Genomic DNA, 19,155 nt, shown 5'->3' on the forward strand with positions numbered 1-19,155 from the left:
TGAACTGACCTGATTTTTAGTACCACCCTAGAAGAGAGGATTTTTGATAATCTTCACCTTAAAGGAGTGCTAAATATGGCAAAAGGTCAGCGTCTTAAACCCGAGCAAATCGTCACCTTATTGCGTCAAATCGATGTTTTAACCACCAATGGCAAAACCCTAGCCCAGGCTTGTAAAGAAGTGGGTACGGTTGAGCAAAGCTATTACCGTTGGCGCAAGATCTACGGCGGTATGAAAGTCGATCAGGCTCGTAAGTACAAAGATCTAGAGCTAGAAAATACCCGCTTAAAGAAGCTTGTTGCCGATCTCTCCTTGCGCGAGGTCATGCTTAAGGAAGTCATTAAGGGAAACTTCTAAGCCCTGCTAAACGCAAAACAGCTGCTCAGGTGTTGATGAATAAATACTCAACATCAGAGCGCTTAGCTTGTGAATTAGTGGGGCTATCCAGAGCAGCTTATCGTTATATGCCACTGCCTAAAGATGACGAAGAGCCCCTACGGGCTGAAGTCATCCGTATGGCGAGCACCTATGGCCGATATGGTTATCGATTTATTGCTGGGATGATGCGTAATGCCGGCTGGGGACAAGCTACGACAAGCAAGGTAGCTCGTATCTGGCGGCAAGAGGGTCTGAAGATCCCACAAAAGCAACCTCCTAGAGGTAGGCTCTGGTTTAACGATGGCAGTTGTATGCGGCTTCGAGCCAACTATCCCAATCATGTTTGGAGTTATGACTTTGTGTTCATTAGAGATGCGTATGGTGGCAAGATCCGGATGCTCACCCTGATTGATGAGTTCACTAGAAAGTGTTTAACGATCCACTGCGCTAGAAGAATTGGATCGATCCAGGTGATTGAACAACTGGCCAACGCCATGATTGACAACGGTATCCCGCAATATATTCGATCGGACAATGGCCCAGAATTTATTGCTAAAGAGCTACGTAGTTGGTTATCTGGGGTTGGAGTGAAAACCGCTTACATTGAACCGGGTAGTCCTTGGGAGAATGGCTTTTGTGAAAGCTTTAATGGCACCTTCAGAGACAATTTATTAGATGGAGAAATCTTCTATAGCCTAAAAGAAGCCCAGATCATCGTGGGGGAGTGGGTCAAGCACTATAACCAAGTCAGGCCTCATAGCGCTTTAGGTTACAGACCACCAGCACCTCAAACCCAAGTGCCCAAAATAATCCAGAATCAACCCATGTTGCTGCAATGATTTACTATAGAAAAACTCTCTTTGGTATTGGACCTAAATTGACAGCAGTTCAGTTGTTGATCCTGGCGATGATGAGCATGAGATTATCAAGCTTATTGATGATTTTGGCGGTAATTTGAAATATATTTTATTAACTCATGCTCATCATGATCATATCTACTCAGTTTCTGCTATTGCAGAAAGATACAAAATATCTTTTTACTTGCATTCAGCTGATAAAGGCTTACTTAGACAAGCGCCTCTATATGCAATGAGTTTAGATAAAAGAAAAATTAAAGTACCTCAAAACCCTCTTTTTATAGATGATGCCTCTCTATATTTTGGGGGGCAGTTAATTAGGTATATGCATCTGCCTGGACACACTTCGGGGAGTGTATGTTATTTATGGGGTGGGGCAATATTTACTGGCGACACACTTCTATACGAAGAAATTGGCAGATCAGATCTTCCTGGCGGAAGTCCTTTGTTATTAAATGAATCTATTGAAAAGCTAAAGAATATATTGAAAAATGAGGATGTATTGTTTCCAGGGCACAATAATTATTGGCTTGCAGATTCAGCTAGAGAATGGCTAAATTTAAATTACAATATTTGTAAAGAAGACTGTAAATCTTAATGACAATAAGTTTTAATTCCGAAACGTATGGTGTAAGTGTATCTGGTGTTGGTAAATACTTACCAGATGAGATAATTCTAAATGATCGGATTGAAAGAGAAACAGGGCTATCTCCTGGTTATATAGAAGAAAAAACTGGTATTTTAGAGAGACGTAGAGCTGGAAAGAACGAGTCAGCATCCGAAATGGGCGTTAAGGCGGCAAAAGCCGCTTTAACGATGGCTGGTATTTTGCCAGATCAACTTGGATTAATTGTGACTTGTACGTTTACGGGAGATTATGTTTTCCCAGCAGTGTCTTGTAGAATTCAAGAGGAACTTGGAGCTATTAATGCGGGCGCATTTGATGTAATGGCAAATTGCACTGGATTTCAGGTTGGACTCGGAATAGTATCCGATCGAATGAGGCTAGATTCAACCATTAAATATGCTCTAGTAATAGGATTGGCTTTACAGTCTCGTTTTATTGATTGGAGCGATCCAAATTCTGCAATTTATTTTGGCGATGGTGCCGGGGCTGCAATTCTTAAACAGGTTCCCGCTGGTTATGGGTTTCTACATAACGAAATATTATCAAATGGCAAAGTATTTGATGCAGTGCGTATGCGTGGCGGAGGCTCAAGCTTTCCATTTCGCGAGAAAGATGCAAATAATTCCTTACAAAATTACGAGCTCAATGGACTTGAGGTTTGGAAACAGGTCATTAAATATCAACCGATCGTAATAAATCGCTCTCTTGGTAAAATTGGTAAAACAGTAAAAGATGTAAATTTTTTTATTTTTCATCAAGCCAACTTGCGATTGATAGAATACATGATGGCTAGAATGAATTTACCACTTTCTAAAACTTTGATTAACATTGATAAGTATGGCAATACTGCAGATGCATCACTAGCCATAGCGCTTTGTGATTCAGTGTGCAACGATAATCTAAAAAGGGGTGATTTAGTTGTAATTTCTGGAGTTGGGGCTGGTTTTATTTTTGGTTCGACAGTATTAAAATGGTACTAAATTTACAAATGCTTCCAGAATTTTTATCTGATGACATAAATAAATTTGAGGTTGGTAAAGCCTGTGTTCTTAAGCATTTAATTACTCAAGAGGATATAGATGCTTTTGCAAATTTAACTGGTGACTTTAATCCAGTTCATCTGGACAAGAATTTTGCAAAGAGAACGCAGTTTGGTAGGCCAGTAGTTCATGGAATGTTAACTTCATCTTATATTTCAACAATGATTGGCATGCTTTTGCCAGGTCCGGGCGCTCTTTGGCTTTCGCAAACATTAGAATTTATGGCACCTGCATTTGTAGGCGATGAAATTGTGGTCAATGCAGTAGTAAAACAGATATCTACTGCTTCTAGAATTTTAGTGCTGGATATTACGATTACAAATCAACTTGGTAACAATATTGTCTCTGGGCAAGCCAAGGTAAAGCTACTTAATTTACATGAAACTTCAAATAAGGAAGATATGGAAAAAAAGGAACCAGTTTTAATTACAGGGGCTAGTAGAGGAATAGGTGCTGCAACAGCGAAGAAATTGGCATCGCTTGGTTACCCAGTGGTGATAAATTATCTTCAGAATGAAAGCGCAGCCAATCTTGTTGCCAATGATATTCAAGATGCAGGCGGAATAGCATTGTTAGCTATGGGTGATGTGTCATCTATGGCGGATGTTGACAAAATATTCTCAAACATTGAAAGTGCTATCGGATATATTAAGCATATTGTCCATTGTGCTGCGTTAAATCCTGAACCTCAGTCCTTTCTAGAGCAAGCCTGGCCTAAGCAGGAAAATGATTTAAATACTCAATTGAAAGGTGCATTTAATTGCGTTCAAAGAGCATTGCCAAAGATGATTGAGTCTGGTACGGGATCTATAGTTTTCTTAGGGTCAATTTTTACTGAAGGGGTGCCTCCAATTAACCAAAGCTCATATGTTGTTACTAAAGCAGCATTAACTGCCTTAGGAAAGACGATTGCAGTTGAGTATGGGCCAAGAGGAATTCGAGTTAATATAGTCGCCCCCGGCATGACTCAAACAGATATGCTTACCAACGTTCCAGAAAAGACTAAAATGCTAGCTAAGATGAACACGCCATTACGTAGGCTCGCTCAACCAGAAGAGATAGCGGAAGTAATTGCATTTTTAATAGGCCCATCTTCAAGGCACATAACTGGAGTAACACTTTCAGTTTCTGGTGGGTTGACTATGTAGCTTTGTATTCAGTGGCTTAGTATCATTTTCATTTTTGTAAAGTTATTCTGCCTATATAAAAATAGCATGCTAAAAAACTCGGTTAATAAAAAGTGATAAGTTTAACGGGGATGGGTTAGTGTAGTAAGTAAAATCCGAAATTAGATGGCTGGTAATTCAGTCCATTGTTCATTATCAGCTAGTCAATTAGACGAATCGTTAGACTGTTATAAAAAATATTGTTTAATAGCGAAATAGATTTTTTATAGATTAATAAACAGAATTCTTAATCTAAGGTAATAAAATTACCTTTTTAGTATCTAATTATGATCCTGATATTTTCATTTAATGGTTAACTGAAGTTAGCTTGAGACTTATATGGTTCTTAATTCCCGTTATTTTGAGTATTGTCCTTGATAAAAAAATAGAATGGAATAGAGAGCTCAAATTACAATTATGGAATAATACCCTCACTATAGGGGGTATTCAAAATGATCTATCTCAGAAAAGCATAAAGCTATGTATGTTAATGTAGTTAAAAATTACGCTGATATTAATGGACTAAATATTAGTTTTCGATTGGAATCTTTAGATAAATGGATGACTGTTCTCAGGGGTGCCTCTTATATTCCAGTCCTATATACAAATAATAGTTTGGAATTTCAGTGGGCCAATCATAAATCTCACGTTAGTAAGAGCGAAGATATATCAATGGTAATTAATTGGAATAATGAGCCCGTAGCTATCTGGCCTCTAAGCATGTCAACTAACTGTAATAGCGAGACGCTGAGCTCCCAGGGTCTGCCAATATTACCCCCCCTTTTTATTGCTAGTTGTCCAAATATCACTCAAAAAAGAATTTTTAAAAAATGTATAGAGATGGCCGAGTTTCTTGCAATTAAGATTAAAGTATCTGAATTTGAAAGCCAGGTGATGTTTAGTGATTTAATTGGGCTTTCACCTTGGCACTCAGAAGCCATGCTTAATGGCGCATCTTGTACGATTCAATACGATTTATTTGTTGATCTTCAAAGGACAGTTAGTGACATTAAGGCTGGATTTAGAAAAAGCTATAGATCATTAGTTATTCCTAGGAAAAATGAATGGAGTATCGCTGTATTGGACGTTTCTGATGAACATGTTTGGAATGAGTTTAAAAATCTTCATTATTTTGTTGCAGGCAGGAAGACTCGCTCTGACTTGACCTGGAAAGTTCATTTTGACGACATCGTGAATAAAGATGGATTTCTGGTGTACTTAAGGGACCAAGCCGGGGCAATGGTTGGAGGAGGTTTTTTTAATTTTACTCGTGACGAGGGATTTTATAGTGTTGGCGCCTATAGGCGTGACTTGTTTGATCGGCCATTAGGGCATCTTATTCAATTTCAGGCTATTCTTGAACTAAAAAAAAGAGGGGTTCATTGGTATCGCCTAGGAACAAGGCCTTATCTATCCGCTAAACCTCAACCCACAGCTAAAGAAATATCGATAGGTAATTTTAAGCAGGGATTCTCCTCGCATATGTTCCCACGCTATCTATTGCGCCATGCATTGTCTTCTTAATTTTCAGGAAACTGAAAGTAATACGTGAATATGAAAATTGAGCATTTTCTTTGGCCTAAAAGTAATTTATTCAATGTTATCAAATCACTTTTTTGTACAAAGAGTATAGAAAAGGTTGAAGCGCGACTCCATGAGATGTTTCCATCGGGCTACCCTGTTTTATTTTCTAGCGGGCGGGCAGCTCTTTCTGCTGCCTTACTGCAAAGTAATGTATCTAGGAAAGATTTTGTTGGTGTATTTTCTTACGCTAGCCATTGTGTTTTAGATACAATTTCAAGAGTTTCAACCCCATTAAGCGGCCCATATGCAAAAAAAGAAAATTTAAGAGTTGTTTATCACCAATGGGGCTTTGTTCAGGAGGTTGATTTACCCGAAAATACGATTGAAGATTGTGTCGATACGCTTTGTAAAATTGGTACAAAATTATTTCCTGGAGGCGGTAGTTTTGAAATATGGTCATTACCGAAAATTTTGGGCACTACATCTGGGGGAGTGCTCTGGTGTCGTACTGAGAAATCAGCGCTTATAGCTCAAAAACTTCGGGACAATCGAGGTGGCGGTGTATTTTTATGGTCTTTACGATTATTCGGAAAGGTGGCATTGGGAGCTCATTTATGCTGGGAGGGTATAGAGCCAAATATGGGCGGAATTTCAAAATCACAAGTTAGTGAAATTTTTTCAGGAATAAAAAATTGGGAAAAAATTGTATCTATGCGTCAAAAAAACCTAGAAATTCTTTGGCCATATGCTCTTAGTTGGCTGCCAAAGCCAGTAGATCGTTTACCATGCGCTATTCCAATTCAGAGCTCTTATCCAGAGGGTGAAATTGCAGAGCTTGGCTTATCTGCAGGATATAGAATGATTGAAAGGATGGGAGAAAATGCTGAAATCTCAGTAGAGAGAGTTCTTCCTATACCTATTCACCAAGATATAGATCGATCATGGATTAATCACATAATAAAAATGATTCTAAATAAAGGCTAAAGAATTTTAAATAAATTGTAGAATATTGTTAACTTGAATTTAAAGCACTCTCAATGCAAGCAATTTGAGTATATTTAAGCGGTATCTAATTATGGTTCAAAAACATAGGGAAGGTCGCTACATAAATATTGCGAACAATATTATTAGTTTATGTTTTTAAACTACAAACATAATTTTTTGATGATGTTATCGCAGTTCCCCTCATGTAGAGGTCTATGATAAAAAATGAATCAAATTGAAATTAAATTTGGAAGTACAAGTGAGGATGTTAGGCAAGCCTTAGAACTTTATTCGATTAGCTTCCCTGGCGGTTATACCAAAAATAATCTTATTACCCAAAAACGTGCCCAGATCATTCAGGATGATTATATTCCATCAAGATTTATTATAGCTAAAAAAAACTTTAAAGTTGTAGCGTGTATCAGATATAGCATACGTAAAATAAAATTGGGTAATATCAATTTTGACATTATCGGTATTGGCGATTATTGTGTCAGTAAAATTGATTCTATTCAACCATTTTACGGCATCACATTCCTAAATAAATCCTTAGCTATTTTAAGTAAATTGAATTTCCCTCTAGGAATAGGTAGCGGCAGAAAAATAATGGAGAATTATTACGCTAGATTTGGTTTTATTACAGCTAGCTCATATGCTAAATGTTTCATAGAAAAAATAGAACCAGGTTATTTATTATCACCAAAAGCTTATTGTAAGGAATGTTTTTTTTATAATCGCATTCATGAATATGAAAAAGCAAGGATAAATACCGCAAAAAATGACTGGGGTTTAATTCATAGATCTACAGAGCAATGGCAATGGATCTTATATCAAGTCTCAGAAATGAATCTATATAAATTTATTGAAATAATGATTGGAAATAAATTTATTGGATACTTTATTTCTAATAAGAATCAAGTGCTTGATTTTGGATTTCTACCAGAGTTTTATGAGGATTGTTGCAAGGCTATGCTTGGGGAGTTGATTAAATTCAGCAAAGAGAATGAGCAGCAAGCTGTGTTGCCTATATCTTTTGATCATCCAGCCATCCAGTTTATGAAGGGGGTTCATCTGCGCTTTGAGCATCGATTTATACCAAACGAGGGAATAATGACGGTTCCTCTTAACCCAGTGCTATTACTCGATATTTTTTCTGCTGTATCAGGATTTTCTCCAGAAAAGATTTTAAAAGATCTTTTTGGTGTACATAGAGAGTTTACTGCCCCATGTGATTTGACTAAAGTCGAGTTAAGTATAATTGCAAATGGTTTATTTATGGGAACAGTCCCCCCATTTTTTGTAGGTAATAAAATAAGTGAAAAAATCATCAGGCGTACCTTTCATCGCATTAATGATCTCGATGCATTGTAGTAAAATATCCTCAGTTTTATCAGATCATAATTAAAAAAGCTTGAAGTGATAACATCATTTATACAAATAATAATTAGTAAGCCAAATAAAATTACTACAATATTTTTTATAACGGATTGCTTGAAGATGAGAGGTTTCAAACAATTAAGTATTAATGTAAGACCCTATCAAAAAATTTAATTCTAAGCATCTAATGAGTATTTTACTTTATCATTAAAAGGATAGCCCATAACATTTGAATTTGGAACATTTATGATTGATCTCCTGCATCAGGTAAGCTTTGAATTTTAAAGCCATCACTATTTCTGATAATATAAGTAAACAGGAAACTTTGATGATAAGTTTGATTAAAAAGAAAGTCAGGATTGAATGACAGATATTAGAATATCTTGTGGTAAATTTCACCAATACAAAAGTTTATTTAATAAATTTCAGCTTACGCATTTCATTAGCGATAATTTAAAAATTGAAGGAAATAACCTCTTTCATTCATGGACTAACACTACCGGAAATAAGTTTTATTTATTTGGTTATTTGGTAGGAATTCGACAAGCCGACGGCTCACTATCTCCCCCGACATTGATTAAGATAGATCCGGGATTATTAGAAAATCCTGATTTAATACCAAATATAGAGGGAAGATTTGTACTTTTAAAAGTACATAATGAAACTGGAATAGAGATTTGGACAGATCAATATGGTCGTATTGACATTTATTGTCAAAAAATTGAGGGGGGATATATATTTGCATCTGGCATGGATGCTCTGCCAATATCAATCGCTAGGTCGGAGCTAAATGAAGTTGGATTAGCCCATAGTCTAGCAATTTACGGATCTAGACCCGCAAAGCAAGACACTATTTATAAAAATGTCACCCGTCTCGGAGTAAATCAAGGTTTCTTTTATAAAGATGGCGCGCTAAGTATACTGCTGAGGAAATTTAAGCCTCGAACAATTTCCCCTGTTTATGAACATAAAGATCTCAATAGGTACGCTAATTTTTTTATAGAGGCAATAAGATCGAGATCATCAAGTGATGGAAATATTGTATACCTGTCTTCAGGCTGGGATTCCACAGCAATACTAGCTACCTTAATTCATTTACATGGTAACAGAAAGGTGAAGGCCATCATAGGTCGAATGAGATATTCAGATAGGAGTGGCGTAATTAATCAGTTTGAAATTGATAGAGCTAAAGCATTTGCAGAATACTATTCAATTGAATTAGTCGTTGTTGAGCTTGACTATACTAAGGATGTTGGAAATATTCTAGGTGATATATTACCAATTTTTCGATCCCAGCAATTTGCTAGTTTGGTTGGGATAAACCATTGGAAATTAGCCGAGGCTGCTGCTAGAATTTCAAATGGAAATGAGGCTATATTTGCGGGCGAAATAAGTGATGGAGCGCATAATTTAGGATTCAGTCAATATGTAACGATATTCCATCCGGCCTCTCGTGATTTTAGGGAGTATAGCGATAAAATGGCCTCTTACTTATTTGGCCCAACTTTTTATCAGCAAATATTAAATGGTACTTATAAAGTGGATCCCGTTTGGAATATTTTTCTTGACAAAAATAGTCAAATTAAATTGGATAAAGCAGCTGACACTAAGGAAGGCATCACGAACCAATTGCTTTCCTCATTTTTCTTAAGGCCTGGGCGGTTACCATTTTATTCAATCAACAACACAAAATTACTAACAACCAATGGGGCTCATAATTATTCATCTATATCTGAGTCTAAGTATTTTGGGGAAATTCTACAAGAAATTACACCAGATAATTTATATTCTTTTTATCTCCACCTTTACCATTCATTTCACTGGCAGGGATCTACTGTTTCAACCTTAGAGCATACTGCTGTTCATCATGGTTTGAAATGCCACATGCCATTTTATGATTCTCAAATTATCGATTTTTTATCAGCTATGCCTGAAGATTGGGGTAGGGGATTAGATTTAAATAATACGAAATATCCATTAAAATGGATGTTACAGAATAGAATTGATTATCCATACGAATACCAATCTGGACCACATGCTTACACCTACGATATAAGGCCTGAGTTTAGTTTAGGAGGTGAAATACTACATTCATCTTCGTATTCCCCAATATTTAAGAGTAGGTTCCGTGAAAAATCATTTATTAATCTTCTGAATGAGGAATACTTTGATTTATCTTATATAGATAAAACAATAAAAAAATATTTAGAGGGCGAAGAATTACTGGGTCAAGAGGTGGCTGATATACTATCTTTAGGCAACCATTCTTTAGTGGGGGTTTATTAGTAGCCCTGTGTAATTAATATACTTGAAAGTTGTGTAGCTATAATGAAATATATATGATTAAAGTATATGTGTATTCAGGTGGCAAAGTCGATTTTATTCAACTATAAATTCTATAGTTAAGCATTTATTTATTTTAGAATTAGTAAGGCTATGCTTTTTTAACCTTTAGGCCGCTTCAAAAAGCGCTATTTTTTCTGTAATAATAGGTTTAGTTTAATAAATAATCCTACCTATATGAAAAATCAATATTTAAGAAAGATTATATTTATAATATTATTATAGTTAAGAATTATATTATAGAAATTTATCTAGATATAATAACATCATAAAAAATTAATATCATTATTATTTATTAAATCCAATAAAATATGATTTATCTTGATAGGTTAAGCTTTTCTTCAGTTTTGAAAATACTGTCTATTGGAGAGAAGAAAATATGCGTACTTGAAGATAGGTCACATAGTTTAATTGTCGAGATAATAATATTAATACAAGGCATTGAGGTTAGTCATATAAATTTTTTTTCTGGAAATTTAAAAGACAGAGCTGGAGAGTCTGTTAGCTTTGTAGCCTCAAAATTAGCTAATAAAATAGCCATAGATTTGGCAAACGAGGAGTTAGAATCACAAGAAGAAATAAAACCTATATATAAAGTTTTAAAGCAAGAAGTTGTTGTGTTGCATTACGCAAAAAAATTGCTACCAGAGATTTTTAGATTCACATTACAGGCAGAGGTAATTCTTAGCTTATTCAAAGAACCAATATCTTTTGTTATGATGGATTCTTGCGAGGTTAATTTTGAGAATATTAAAAAATATTATCCAGAAGTAAATTTTAATCTGTATAGTAATTGGATTGTTAGATCGAAAGCGCTGGTTAAATTATTCGGAATTTTAATATATAAAGGATTTTTAGGATCTATAAAATTTAGAGATTTCTTTAAATATCAAAAATTACCAAATAATAAGAAAAATTCTGTCCTAACAATATGCACGAATACGTTAGACATAGATAAATCCTTACGTGGGCAACCTTATTGGAGGGGAATCGAAGGTCAATTATCGGATAAATTTATTTATATTTTAGGTGATGGTTTTAGTTATGCTAAAGGATTGAGCATAACTACTTTCAATAAAATAAATGTTTATCCTATTGAATTTAGTATATTAAATAGTATTCTTAAAAAATATAATCAATCTGATTATATTAGTAATATTCGAAAAGTAAGGTACAAGCTTATATTAAATATAACACATAAGAATATTTTAATCCTATTAAGAATGATTATTCTATTAAGAAATTCAGAGTTGATGGGCGCTCTAGTTTTGCATTTAAAAATTACAGTATTTGTAAATGAAGAGCCATATTATGAATTCTCAGATGCAATAGAGGCAATTTCAGAAAATTTTAATATTAAGACGATTGGTTATCAATATTCTAATTTGGGAGGAATCTCAACTATGATGTTAACTAATTCCGATTATTTTTTTACATTCTCAAATTTATATAATAATATTTATACGTTAGGTAAATTTGGACCGAAAAATATAATACCTAATGGGTATTTATTTGATTTTAATAATCCTGTTTTGATAGGCCGTGCAAATGAACTTAGGGAAAATTTTAAAAAATCAGGTGTAAATTTTGTGATTTGTTATTTTGATGAGCGTGTTGATCATGACAAATGGGGGACTGTTAGTAATGAATCCCACTATCAGGAATTTATTTGCCTAATTAAATATTTACTAGAGAACAAAGAGGTTGGCTTGATAGTAAAGCCACAATTTTTTAGGTACAGACCGAGTATATGGTACAAAAAAGATTGTTTAATCAATAAGGCCATTAGCTCCGGAAGGTATTTCGAGTTAGCGAGTGGAAAGATTGGAAAAAGAAATGATGTGCTTCCTGCTGAGGCTGCTCATGCATCTGATATATGTATTTCACACAAATTCGGTGGTACTGCAGCGCTTGAGGCTGCCTTGTGCGGGAAAAGGGTGGCGCTTTTAAATTCTGTAACCTACAAGTGTATTGTAGATATGATATATGAAAAGGTAAATATCGAAAGAGCTAGCATGGAAAGCGTTATAGCCTCCATAATAGAGATGAGGGAAGCAAAGATTGGGGCAAAAAATTCAGACTTTGGAGATTGGAGTTCTATTTTGAAGTACTTCAATCATTATCAAGATTCAAGCGCCAGCATACGTATTGAAAATAAAATAAATCAATTATTAAAATAATGAAACGAACGCAATAAGTTTTAAGAGGGATTGTCAAAAATGAATAAAAGTGAAGAAAAAATAACTGGTACGTATGGTGATTTGACAGAAATACCAGATGATTGGACTTTCAAGAATAAATCAGTTGCTGACAACTTTGAAAAACATGTAAGAGAGCAGTTACCATGGTACGAGATGGTTACAGATATGGTTGCTCATTTTGGCAGGCATTATCTACCAGAAAAAGGGATTATGTATGACCTTGGAGCAAGCACAGGAAATATTACATTATCACTAAAGAGTGAAATTGAAAAAAGGTGTGTTAAAGCTATTTCAGTAGACTACAGTGAGGAAATGGCAAGGATATGGAGAGGTGTTGGTGAATTAATTGTTTCTGATGTTAGAGAAATTGAAATTGAGAATTATGACTTTTGCGTATGTTTTTTATTGATAATGTTTTTACCCGTTAGTGAACAAGAAAATTTTTTCCAAAATCTGCTTTCAAAAATGAAAAAAGGTGGTGCGCTAATAATATTTGATAAGGTAGAAGCTGTTGATGGATATTTAGGAACTGTAATGAGAAGGCTTACAATAGCTGGTAAGGTTTCATCTGGAGTTAATCCTAAAGAGATTGTAAAGAAAGAAATGTCGCTAGCTGGTCAGCAAAGACCTTTGCCCAATAAATTTTTCGAAGAAAATACGAAAGGATTTAAATCAGAGCAAATATTTAGATATGGAGAATTTTCAGGGTGGGTGGTGATTAGGTGAAAAATTATATTGAAAATATAGAGCTTTACAAGAAAATCAATTTAGGAGCAGAGGCATTAAGACTTTATGTTAAAAATCAGAAATATTATGATATTGGCGATTGGTCTGAGCGTAATCAAATAAATCTTGGGTTACTGTATGACAACTTTAATGTTCTTAATTTAGAAAATTTAGAAAATTTTAGAGGTAAGCAAATATATGTTAGCGATTATCCTTCAGTTGCATTAAAAAATATATATTTTAAAAATAAAATATTTTATAGGTTCATGAGTATTATCAATTATTTAATTGGTTCAAGGCGAGGTGAGTTGCGTTTGATTAAAAAACAATTAGCAATTGTTGAAAAAGAAGGTGCAATTAGAATACTTGCTGCTAATGAAGATTCTGCAATTGGCAATCCAATGCATTATAGGCATAAGTCTAAAAATTTAACTGGTAGGTATTTAAGGCACATATATTTTTACAGCATATTTGAGAAAATAATCAGTAGAGAATTACCAAATGATTTTATTGGCTTAGATATTGGATCTAGTTATGGCGTATTTTCTGGATTAATTAAATTCAATATTCCTCAAAGTAAACATATACTTGTTGATTTAGAAGGGCAGATGATACTTGCAGAATATTATTTATCAAATAAGTTTCCGGATTTGAAAATTGCAAATGCAAGCGATATTTTAGCCAATGGAATAATAGATTCTGAGTTTATTAGTAAATATGATTTCATATTAGTTCCAGTTGAGCTTTTTGATTTCTTAAAAGACGCTAAAGTTGATTTAGTAACTAATTTTTTATCGCTCGGTGAGATGAGTCGATATTGGTTCAATAAATATATAAATTCAAACGTGTTTAAAAGTTCGAGGTTTCTTTTTACAGTAAATAGGTATGACTCTGCCCCAACATATAATAATGGACTAACAGTCTTAGACTATCCTTTTCAAAACTATACAACGATAAGAATGCAAAATTGTTTATTTTTTGTAGCTTATGTTAAAAAAGCGCTTTTGTTTTTCTACAAATTAAAGCCACATACATCTGGTGTATTTGAGTATATTGGCGTAAGGAAGTAGCTATTTTTTATTTAAAAAGAAAAAATTATTCAATCTTAAACATTAAACGAGATTGGATTAACACCTCCGCTAAAATAATTTACAGAGAAATAAAACATAATTATAAAAAGAATGGTGGTGTGCGAATTATGACAGCGGCGGGAAAGGCTGCATCGTTAGTTCATTGCAGGTTGGCTGAAATGATAACTGCAGGAAATTTGAAAAATATTAAAATGTTCTTAGCGGATGAAAGATGCGTGGATAAATACAATAAATTTAGTAATTATAGGGCAATAAAAAAGATTTACTCTAGATGCAGAAATGTAAATGTATACCATTTTTTTAATGTCAAATATAGTGCTGCTTTTGCTTTAAAAAAGTATGAAAAATTGCTTAAGCATAATATAAATATTTTAGTACTTGGATTGGCGCCTGATGGACATATTGCATCTATATCCTTTGGAAGGGACGCTGAAAAGTTTGACAATAATTTAATTATAGTTAAAAGAGAGGCTGAACCGTTCGAGAGATACACTATAAATTATAATTTTATTGATAAAAATTGTCGAAAAGTTTATATTTTATTAAACAACGTTTTAAAAAGACGAATTGCAAAAAAGGTGGCTTTTACGGGGGATAAAAATAGCCCTTTATATAATATATATATTAAGGACTAGAAAATGAAGACGACGTTAAAGCAATTAATGAGTTATTTAGCTGTTTTATTTGTATCTGCTCTTTTGCGGATTCGCTTAGCGCGTTATTTTCTTGATTTAGTTAATACCACATCTCAGAATAATAAATTACTAATTAAGCATGAAGATATAGATCTAAATTTTTATGTACCAAATACCCTTAGTAGATATAGAGCTAGTACATTTTCTACGAAAGAGCCTGAAACACTTAAATGGATAGATGAATTTGAGGAGGGCGCTAATTTATGGGATATAGGCGCTAATATTGGGTTATATTCATGTTATGCAGCTTCTAAGAAAGGTTCCCATGTTGTTGCATTTGAGCCATCAGTATTTAATTTAGAGCTTTTATGCAAAAATATTTATATAAATAAGTTAGATAATTTAGTAAGAATATTTCCTTTGGCGTTAAGTGATGGGGAAGGTTTTGGAAAATTTTATCTATCTAATATTATTCAAGGTGGTGCGTTATCTACATTCGGCGAACCTCTGGGGCATGATGGAAACGAATTGAAGCCTATATTTCAATATAGTATTTATGGAATTTCTTTAGATTTTGCTGTTTATAGTTTGGGTCTTGACCCGCCTGATTATTTAAAAATCGATGTAGATGGAATAGAGCATTTAATATTGAAGGGGGCGACTAGATTATTAAAAGAAGTAAAGAGTATCTTAGTGGAAATTAACGATCAATTTATTGAGCAATCAGAACTAACTAGATCCATTTTAGTTTCAAATAATTTTGAGATGATTGCAAAACTGCATTCTGAAACCGTTGAAAATAGTAAAGATTTCAATGCGGTATTCAATCAAATTTGGATTAATAAAAACTATAAGTAAAAATTAATATGAACTATAAAACAAACCAAGAGAGAACTGCTGAGTATTTATCTAAATTTGATAGACAGAAGGTCTTAAGGCACATTCTTGGAGAAATAGAAACCCCTACAATATTTGATGTTGGCGCAAATAATGGTAGCTCAATCGAGGAATTTATTAATTTGTGGCCAAATGCAATCATTCATGCTTTTGAGCCCCAAGTAGAGTGCGCTGATAGCTTATTTAAAATTGCATCAAATCTAAGCTCATCGGCCGATAAAATATATATTAATAGTTGCGCTGTAGGTGCAACTACTGAAGATAGGCCTTTTTTCACGCATGAAATTAGCAGCGGTTTGGCAGGCTTTAACAAGATTAACTTATCTAGCTTAGATTCAATTTATTTAAACGCTGAGTTGAAAAAAGATCTAGATCGTATTCAAGAATATGAGAGGGTCATCAATCATGGTCGTTTAGTAAAGACGGTTTCACTCAATGACTATTGTCAAGATCGAAATATTCAATCCATTGATTTATTAAAAATCGACACTCAGGGGCATGAGCCAGAAGTACTCTCTGGACTCGGTGCACGCTTGAGTGCTGTAAAGGTGGTTGTGACTGAGTTAATGTTTTATGATTATTATGAACGCTCTTTATCATTTTCAGATTTAGAGAAGTACTTAATACCTTCTGGATTTACTTTGTATGATATTTCTCATATAGCAAAAAATCCCATGAATGGAAGAACTGATTGGGTTGATGTTATCTATGTAAATAAAGGCGCTCTATGAGAAGTACATTTGCATTGCGAAGTAGGATTAAGGATAAGATTTCAGCGGGTGCTTGGATCACTCTTCCGGAATTAAGTATTGCCGAAATATATGCCAATGCAGGCTTTGATTGGATTGTCGTTGACCTAGAACACAGCACAATTGGCATTGAAAAAATGGGCGAGTTAATACGGATTATTGATATAAGTGGGGTTCCAGCCCTAGTGAGGGTAACTAGTAATGACGAAAACTTAATTAAGCGGGCACTTGATGGTGGTGCTGCAGGGATTATCGTCCCTAATATTACTACTAAGGCAGAAGTGCTCGAAGCCATCTCATCGACTCGCTACGGACCCTCTGGCACAAGGGGGGTTGGTTTGGGGAGAGCTCAAGCGTATGGAACTAATTTTCTAGAATATTTTAATTGGGTAGAAGCATCGGGCCCACTTGTTATTCCAATGATTGAGAGTAAGGAGGCGGTGGAAAATTTAAGTGAGATTTTATCCGTTCCTGGCGTGGATGTATTTTTGATTGGACCTTACGACCTATCTTGCTCCCTCGGAGTTCCGGGAGAATTTAACTCTGAAGTATATAAGGATGCGTTAAAAAAAATTTTGAAATTGGGGTCAGAGGCTGGCTGCACCCCGGGAATGCATATTGTTGAGCCCATTCCTGAATTATTGAGTGCGGCAGTATTAGATGGATATAAATTTATAGCTTGCGGTGTAGATATGAGAATGATTGATATCATGGCAAGACAATCAATAAAAGTAATTGATTCTTTAAGAAAATGAAGGCAATCTGCATTATTCCCTCGAGAATGGCGTCCAGCAGGTTTCCTAATAAGCCATTAAAAAATATATGCGGTATTCCAATGATTGGCCACTGCTATTTGCGCGCAGTTAGGGCTAAATCATTTGTAGGTGTATATGTTGCGACTTGTGATCAATCAATAGCATCTTGCGTAGCTGACTTTGGCGGCCTTATTCTAATGACATCTGACGGGCATACTCGAGCAACAACAAGAACTGCTGAGGCCATGATGGAAGCTGAGAAAAAGGTTGGGCATGTAGATATAGTAGTAATGGTGCAGGGTGATGAGCCATTGGTAAATCCAAGTTTGCTTGATGAGCTTAGTAAAATTTTTGTGGATGAGAGCGTAAATATTGTAAATGTTATGACTAGGTTTGGCGGTGTTGATGACTTCACTGATAGGAATAATATTAAAGTTGTTGTTGATAAGGACAGTGATGCATTGTATTTTTCGAGACAGCCGATTCCCTTCGACCCAACACAGTTTGATATGAACAAAGCATTTATGCAAACAGGTATTATTGCTTTCAGGAGGGATGCATTAATAGATTTTAATGAAATACCGGAATCATTTTTAGAGGTGAGTGAATCAATTGATATGAATAGAGTGTTAGAGAACAAAGGCACAGTTAGAATGCATTTAACAGCAGACAAATTAATCGGGGTTGATGTGGCTCCTGACATAGCTAAGGTCGAAGAGTTGATGAAGATTGATGATCTTTATCTTGACTATTCATTAAATTTACTCAGGGATACGGATGTCTTATAGGGTAGGAATTGCTGGTTATGGCATAGTTGGAAAAAGAAGACACGAGTGTATTAATAAAATTCCTGATTTCGAAGTTAAAGCAATATGCGACCGTAACATCTTGCAAGAAAGTGCTAAGGTAGATGATATAAAGTATTTTTCTAATTATCTGGATATGCTTGAAGAGGATTTGGATGTAATCATTGTTTGCTTGACAAATGACATCGCCTCGTTAGTTACTATTGCGGGACTAAAAAAAGGTGCCCATGTTTTTTGTGAAAAGCCTCCGGGTAGGACGGTTCAGGATATATTAAATGTTCGTATAGAGGAGGCTAAATACCCTAACTTAAAATTAATGTATGGATTTAATCATCGATATCATGAATCAGTTCAATATGCTTTAAAAATTTTAGATACCAAAGAACTTGGGAATATTTTAAGCATTCGCGGGGTTTATGGAAAGGCGAAATTAATAACGTTTAATCAACCTGATTGGAGAACAAAGAGAGATATTGCTGGTGGTGGCGTATTATTAGACCAGGGAATTCATATGCTCGACATCATGAGATTATTCTGCGGGGAATTTATTGAAGTATGCAGTCATATATCTAATAGCCATTGGGGGTACGATGTTGAAGATAATGCATATGCATTAATGAAAACGGGTGAAGGCATTGTTGGAATGATCCATTCATCAGCAACTCAGTGGAGACACAGATTTAATCTTGATATTAATCTAGAGAAAGGCTCTTTAATTTTAGGGGGTTTATTAACTGGGACAAAAAGCTATGGTGCTGAAACTTTGACTATAATCAAAGCGGACCCCGATAACGATCGGGGTGACCCTTGGGAGCAAACAATTAGATATAACAAAGATCCATCCTGGGATAATGAAATGCAAGTTTTTACAAAATGTATAACCCAAAATTTAAATATTAATTTCGGGTCGTCCTTCGACGCATTAAAGACAATGGAGCTGGTTAATAATATTTATAAATCCGACAAAAATTGGTCAAATAAATTTAAAATAACATAAT

At 34.7% G+C, this 19,155-nt stretch carries 17 protein-coding genes; all 17 read left to right on the forward strand.

What is annotated here, in order from left to right; genetic code table 11:
• Positions 1 to 75: 75 nt before the first annotated feature.
• A protein-coding gene (locus tag ICN22_RS07790) for an IS3 family transposase (protein ID WP_216169371.1) occupies positions 76 to 1,217 on the forward strand; the annotation gives its coding sequence in 2 pieces (ribosomal slippage) (positions 76 to 343 and positions 343 to 1,217; 1,143 coding nt in all).
• A 37-nt stretch (positions 1,218 to 1,254) separates the two neighbouring features.
• Positions 1,255 to 1,833: an MBL fold metallo-hydrolase gene (locus tag ICN22_RS07795; protein ID WP_216170454.1), complete on the forward strand. Its 579-nt coding sequence runs from the start codon at positions 1,255 to 1,257 to the stop codon at positions 1,831 to 1,833.
• Positions 1,833 to 2,843 carry a 3-oxoacyl-ACP synthase III family protein gene (locus tag ICN22_RS07800; protein WP_216169875.1) on the forward strand — a complete coding sequence of 337 codons (1,011 nt, stop codon included), beginning with the start codon at positions 1,833 to 1,835 and terminating at the stop codon, positions 2,841 to 2,843. The genes ICN22_RS07795 and ICN22_RS07800 overlap by 1 nt, the downstream gene beginning before the upstream one ends.
• Positions 2,834 to 4,051: an SDR family oxidoreductase gene (locus tag ICN22_RS07805; RefSeq protein WP_216169877.1), complete on the forward strand. Its 1,218-nt coding sequence runs from the start codon at positions 2,834 to 2,836 to the stop codon at positions 4,049 to 4,051. Before ICN22_RS07800 ends, ICN22_RS07805 begins: the two co-directional genes overlap by 10 nt.
• Positions 4,052 to 4,549: 498 nt before the next feature.
• Positions 4,550 to 5,593: a FemAB family protein gene (locus ICN22_RS07810; protein WP_216169879.1), complete on the forward strand. Its 1,044-nt coding sequence runs from the start codon at positions 4,550 to 4,552 to the stop codon at positions 5,591 to 5,593.
• 30 nt (positions 5,594 to 5,623) lie between these two features.
• A complete protein-coding gene (locus ICN22_RS07815) occupies positions 5,624 to 6,577 on the forward strand; it encodes a putative PLP-dependent aminotransferase (RefSeq protein ID WP_216169881.1) in 954 nt (317 codons plus the stop codon).
• Positions 6,578 to 6,802: 225 nt separating this feature from the next.
• Entirely contained in the window at positions 6,803 to 7,948 is a 1,146-nt protein-coding gene (locus ICN22_RS07820) for a hypothetical protein (protein WP_216169883.1), read from the forward strand.
• A 369-nt stretch (positions 7,949 to 8,317) separates the two neighbouring features.
• Positions 8,318 to 10,240, forward strand: a complete 1,923-nt coding sequence (locus ICN22_RS07825) for an asparagine synthase-related protein (RefSeq protein ID WP_216169884.1) — start codon at positions 8,318 to 8,320, stop codon at positions 10,238 to 10,240.
• 368 nt (positions 10,241 to 10,608) lie between these two features.
• A complete protein-coding gene (locus ICN22_RS07830; RefSeq protein ID WP_216169886.1) occupies positions 10,609 to 12,477 on the forward strand; it encodes a hypothetical protein in 1,869 nt (622 codons plus the stop codon).
• Between the two features lie 39 nt (positions 12,478 to 12,516).
• On the forward strand, positions 12,517 to 13,224 hold the full coding sequence (locus ICN22_RS07835) for a methyltransferase domain-containing protein (protein WP_216169888.1): 708 nt from the start codon (positions 12,517 to 12,519) through the stop codon (positions 13,222 to 13,224).
• Complete coding sequence (locus ICN22_RS07840) at positions 13,221 to 14,294, forward strand: putative sugar O-methyltransferase (protein ID WP_216169890.1); 1,074 nt, start codon at positions 13,221 to 13,223, stop codon at positions 14,292 to 14,294. Before ICN22_RS07835 ends, ICN22_RS07840 begins: the two co-directional genes overlap by 4 nt.
• Before the next feature lie 56 nt (positions 14,295 to 14,350).
• Positions 14,351 to 14,950: a 6-phosphogluconolactonase gene (locus ICN22_RS07845; protein ID WP_369411585.1), complete on the forward strand. Its 600-nt coding sequence runs from the start codon at positions 14,351 to 14,353 to the stop codon at positions 14,948 to 14,950.
• 3 nt (positions 14,951 to 14,953) lie between these two features.
• Entirely contained in the window at positions 14,954 to 15,808 is an 855-nt protein-coding gene (locus tag ICN22_RS07850) for an FkbM family methyltransferase (protein ID WP_216169891.1), read from the forward strand.
• An 8-nt stretch (positions 15,809 to 15,816) separates the two neighbouring features.
• Positions 15,817 to 16,578, forward strand: a complete 762-nt coding sequence (locus tag ICN22_RS07855; RefSeq protein WP_216169893.1) for an FkbM family methyltransferase — start codon at positions 15,817 to 15,819, stop codon at positions 16,576 to 16,578.
• The gene (locus tag ICN22_RS07860) at positions 16,575 to 17,351 is read left to right on the forward strand and encodes an HpcH/HpaI aldolase family protein (RefSeq protein ID WP_216169895.1); all 777 of its coding nucleotides are present in this window, start codon (positions 16,575 to 16,577) and stop codon (positions 17,349 to 17,351) included. Before ICN22_RS07855 ends, ICN22_RS07860 begins: the two co-directional genes overlap by 4 nt.
• A complete protein-coding gene (locus tag ICN22_RS07865) occupies positions 17,348 to 18,139 on the forward strand; it encodes a 3-deoxy-manno-octulosonate cytidylyltransferase (RefSeq protein ID WP_216169897.1) in 792 nt (263 codons plus the stop codon). The genes ICN22_RS07860 and ICN22_RS07865 overlap by 4 nt, the downstream gene beginning before the upstream one ends.
• Positions 18,129 to 19,154, forward strand: a complete 1,026-nt coding sequence (locus ICN22_RS07870; protein WP_216169899.1) for a Gfo/Idh/MocA family protein — start codon at positions 18,129 to 18,131, stop codon at positions 19,152 to 19,154. The genes ICN22_RS07865 and ICN22_RS07870 overlap by 11 nt, the downstream gene beginning before the upstream one ends.
• The last annotated feature ends 1 nt before the right edge of the window (position 19,155 follow it).

The sequence above is a fragment of the Polynucleobacter bastaniensis genome (assembly GCF_018882205.1).
Lineage (GTDB): Bacteria > Pseudomonadota > Gammaproteobacteria > Burkholderiales > Burkholderiaceae > Polynucleobacter > Polynucleobacter bastaniensis.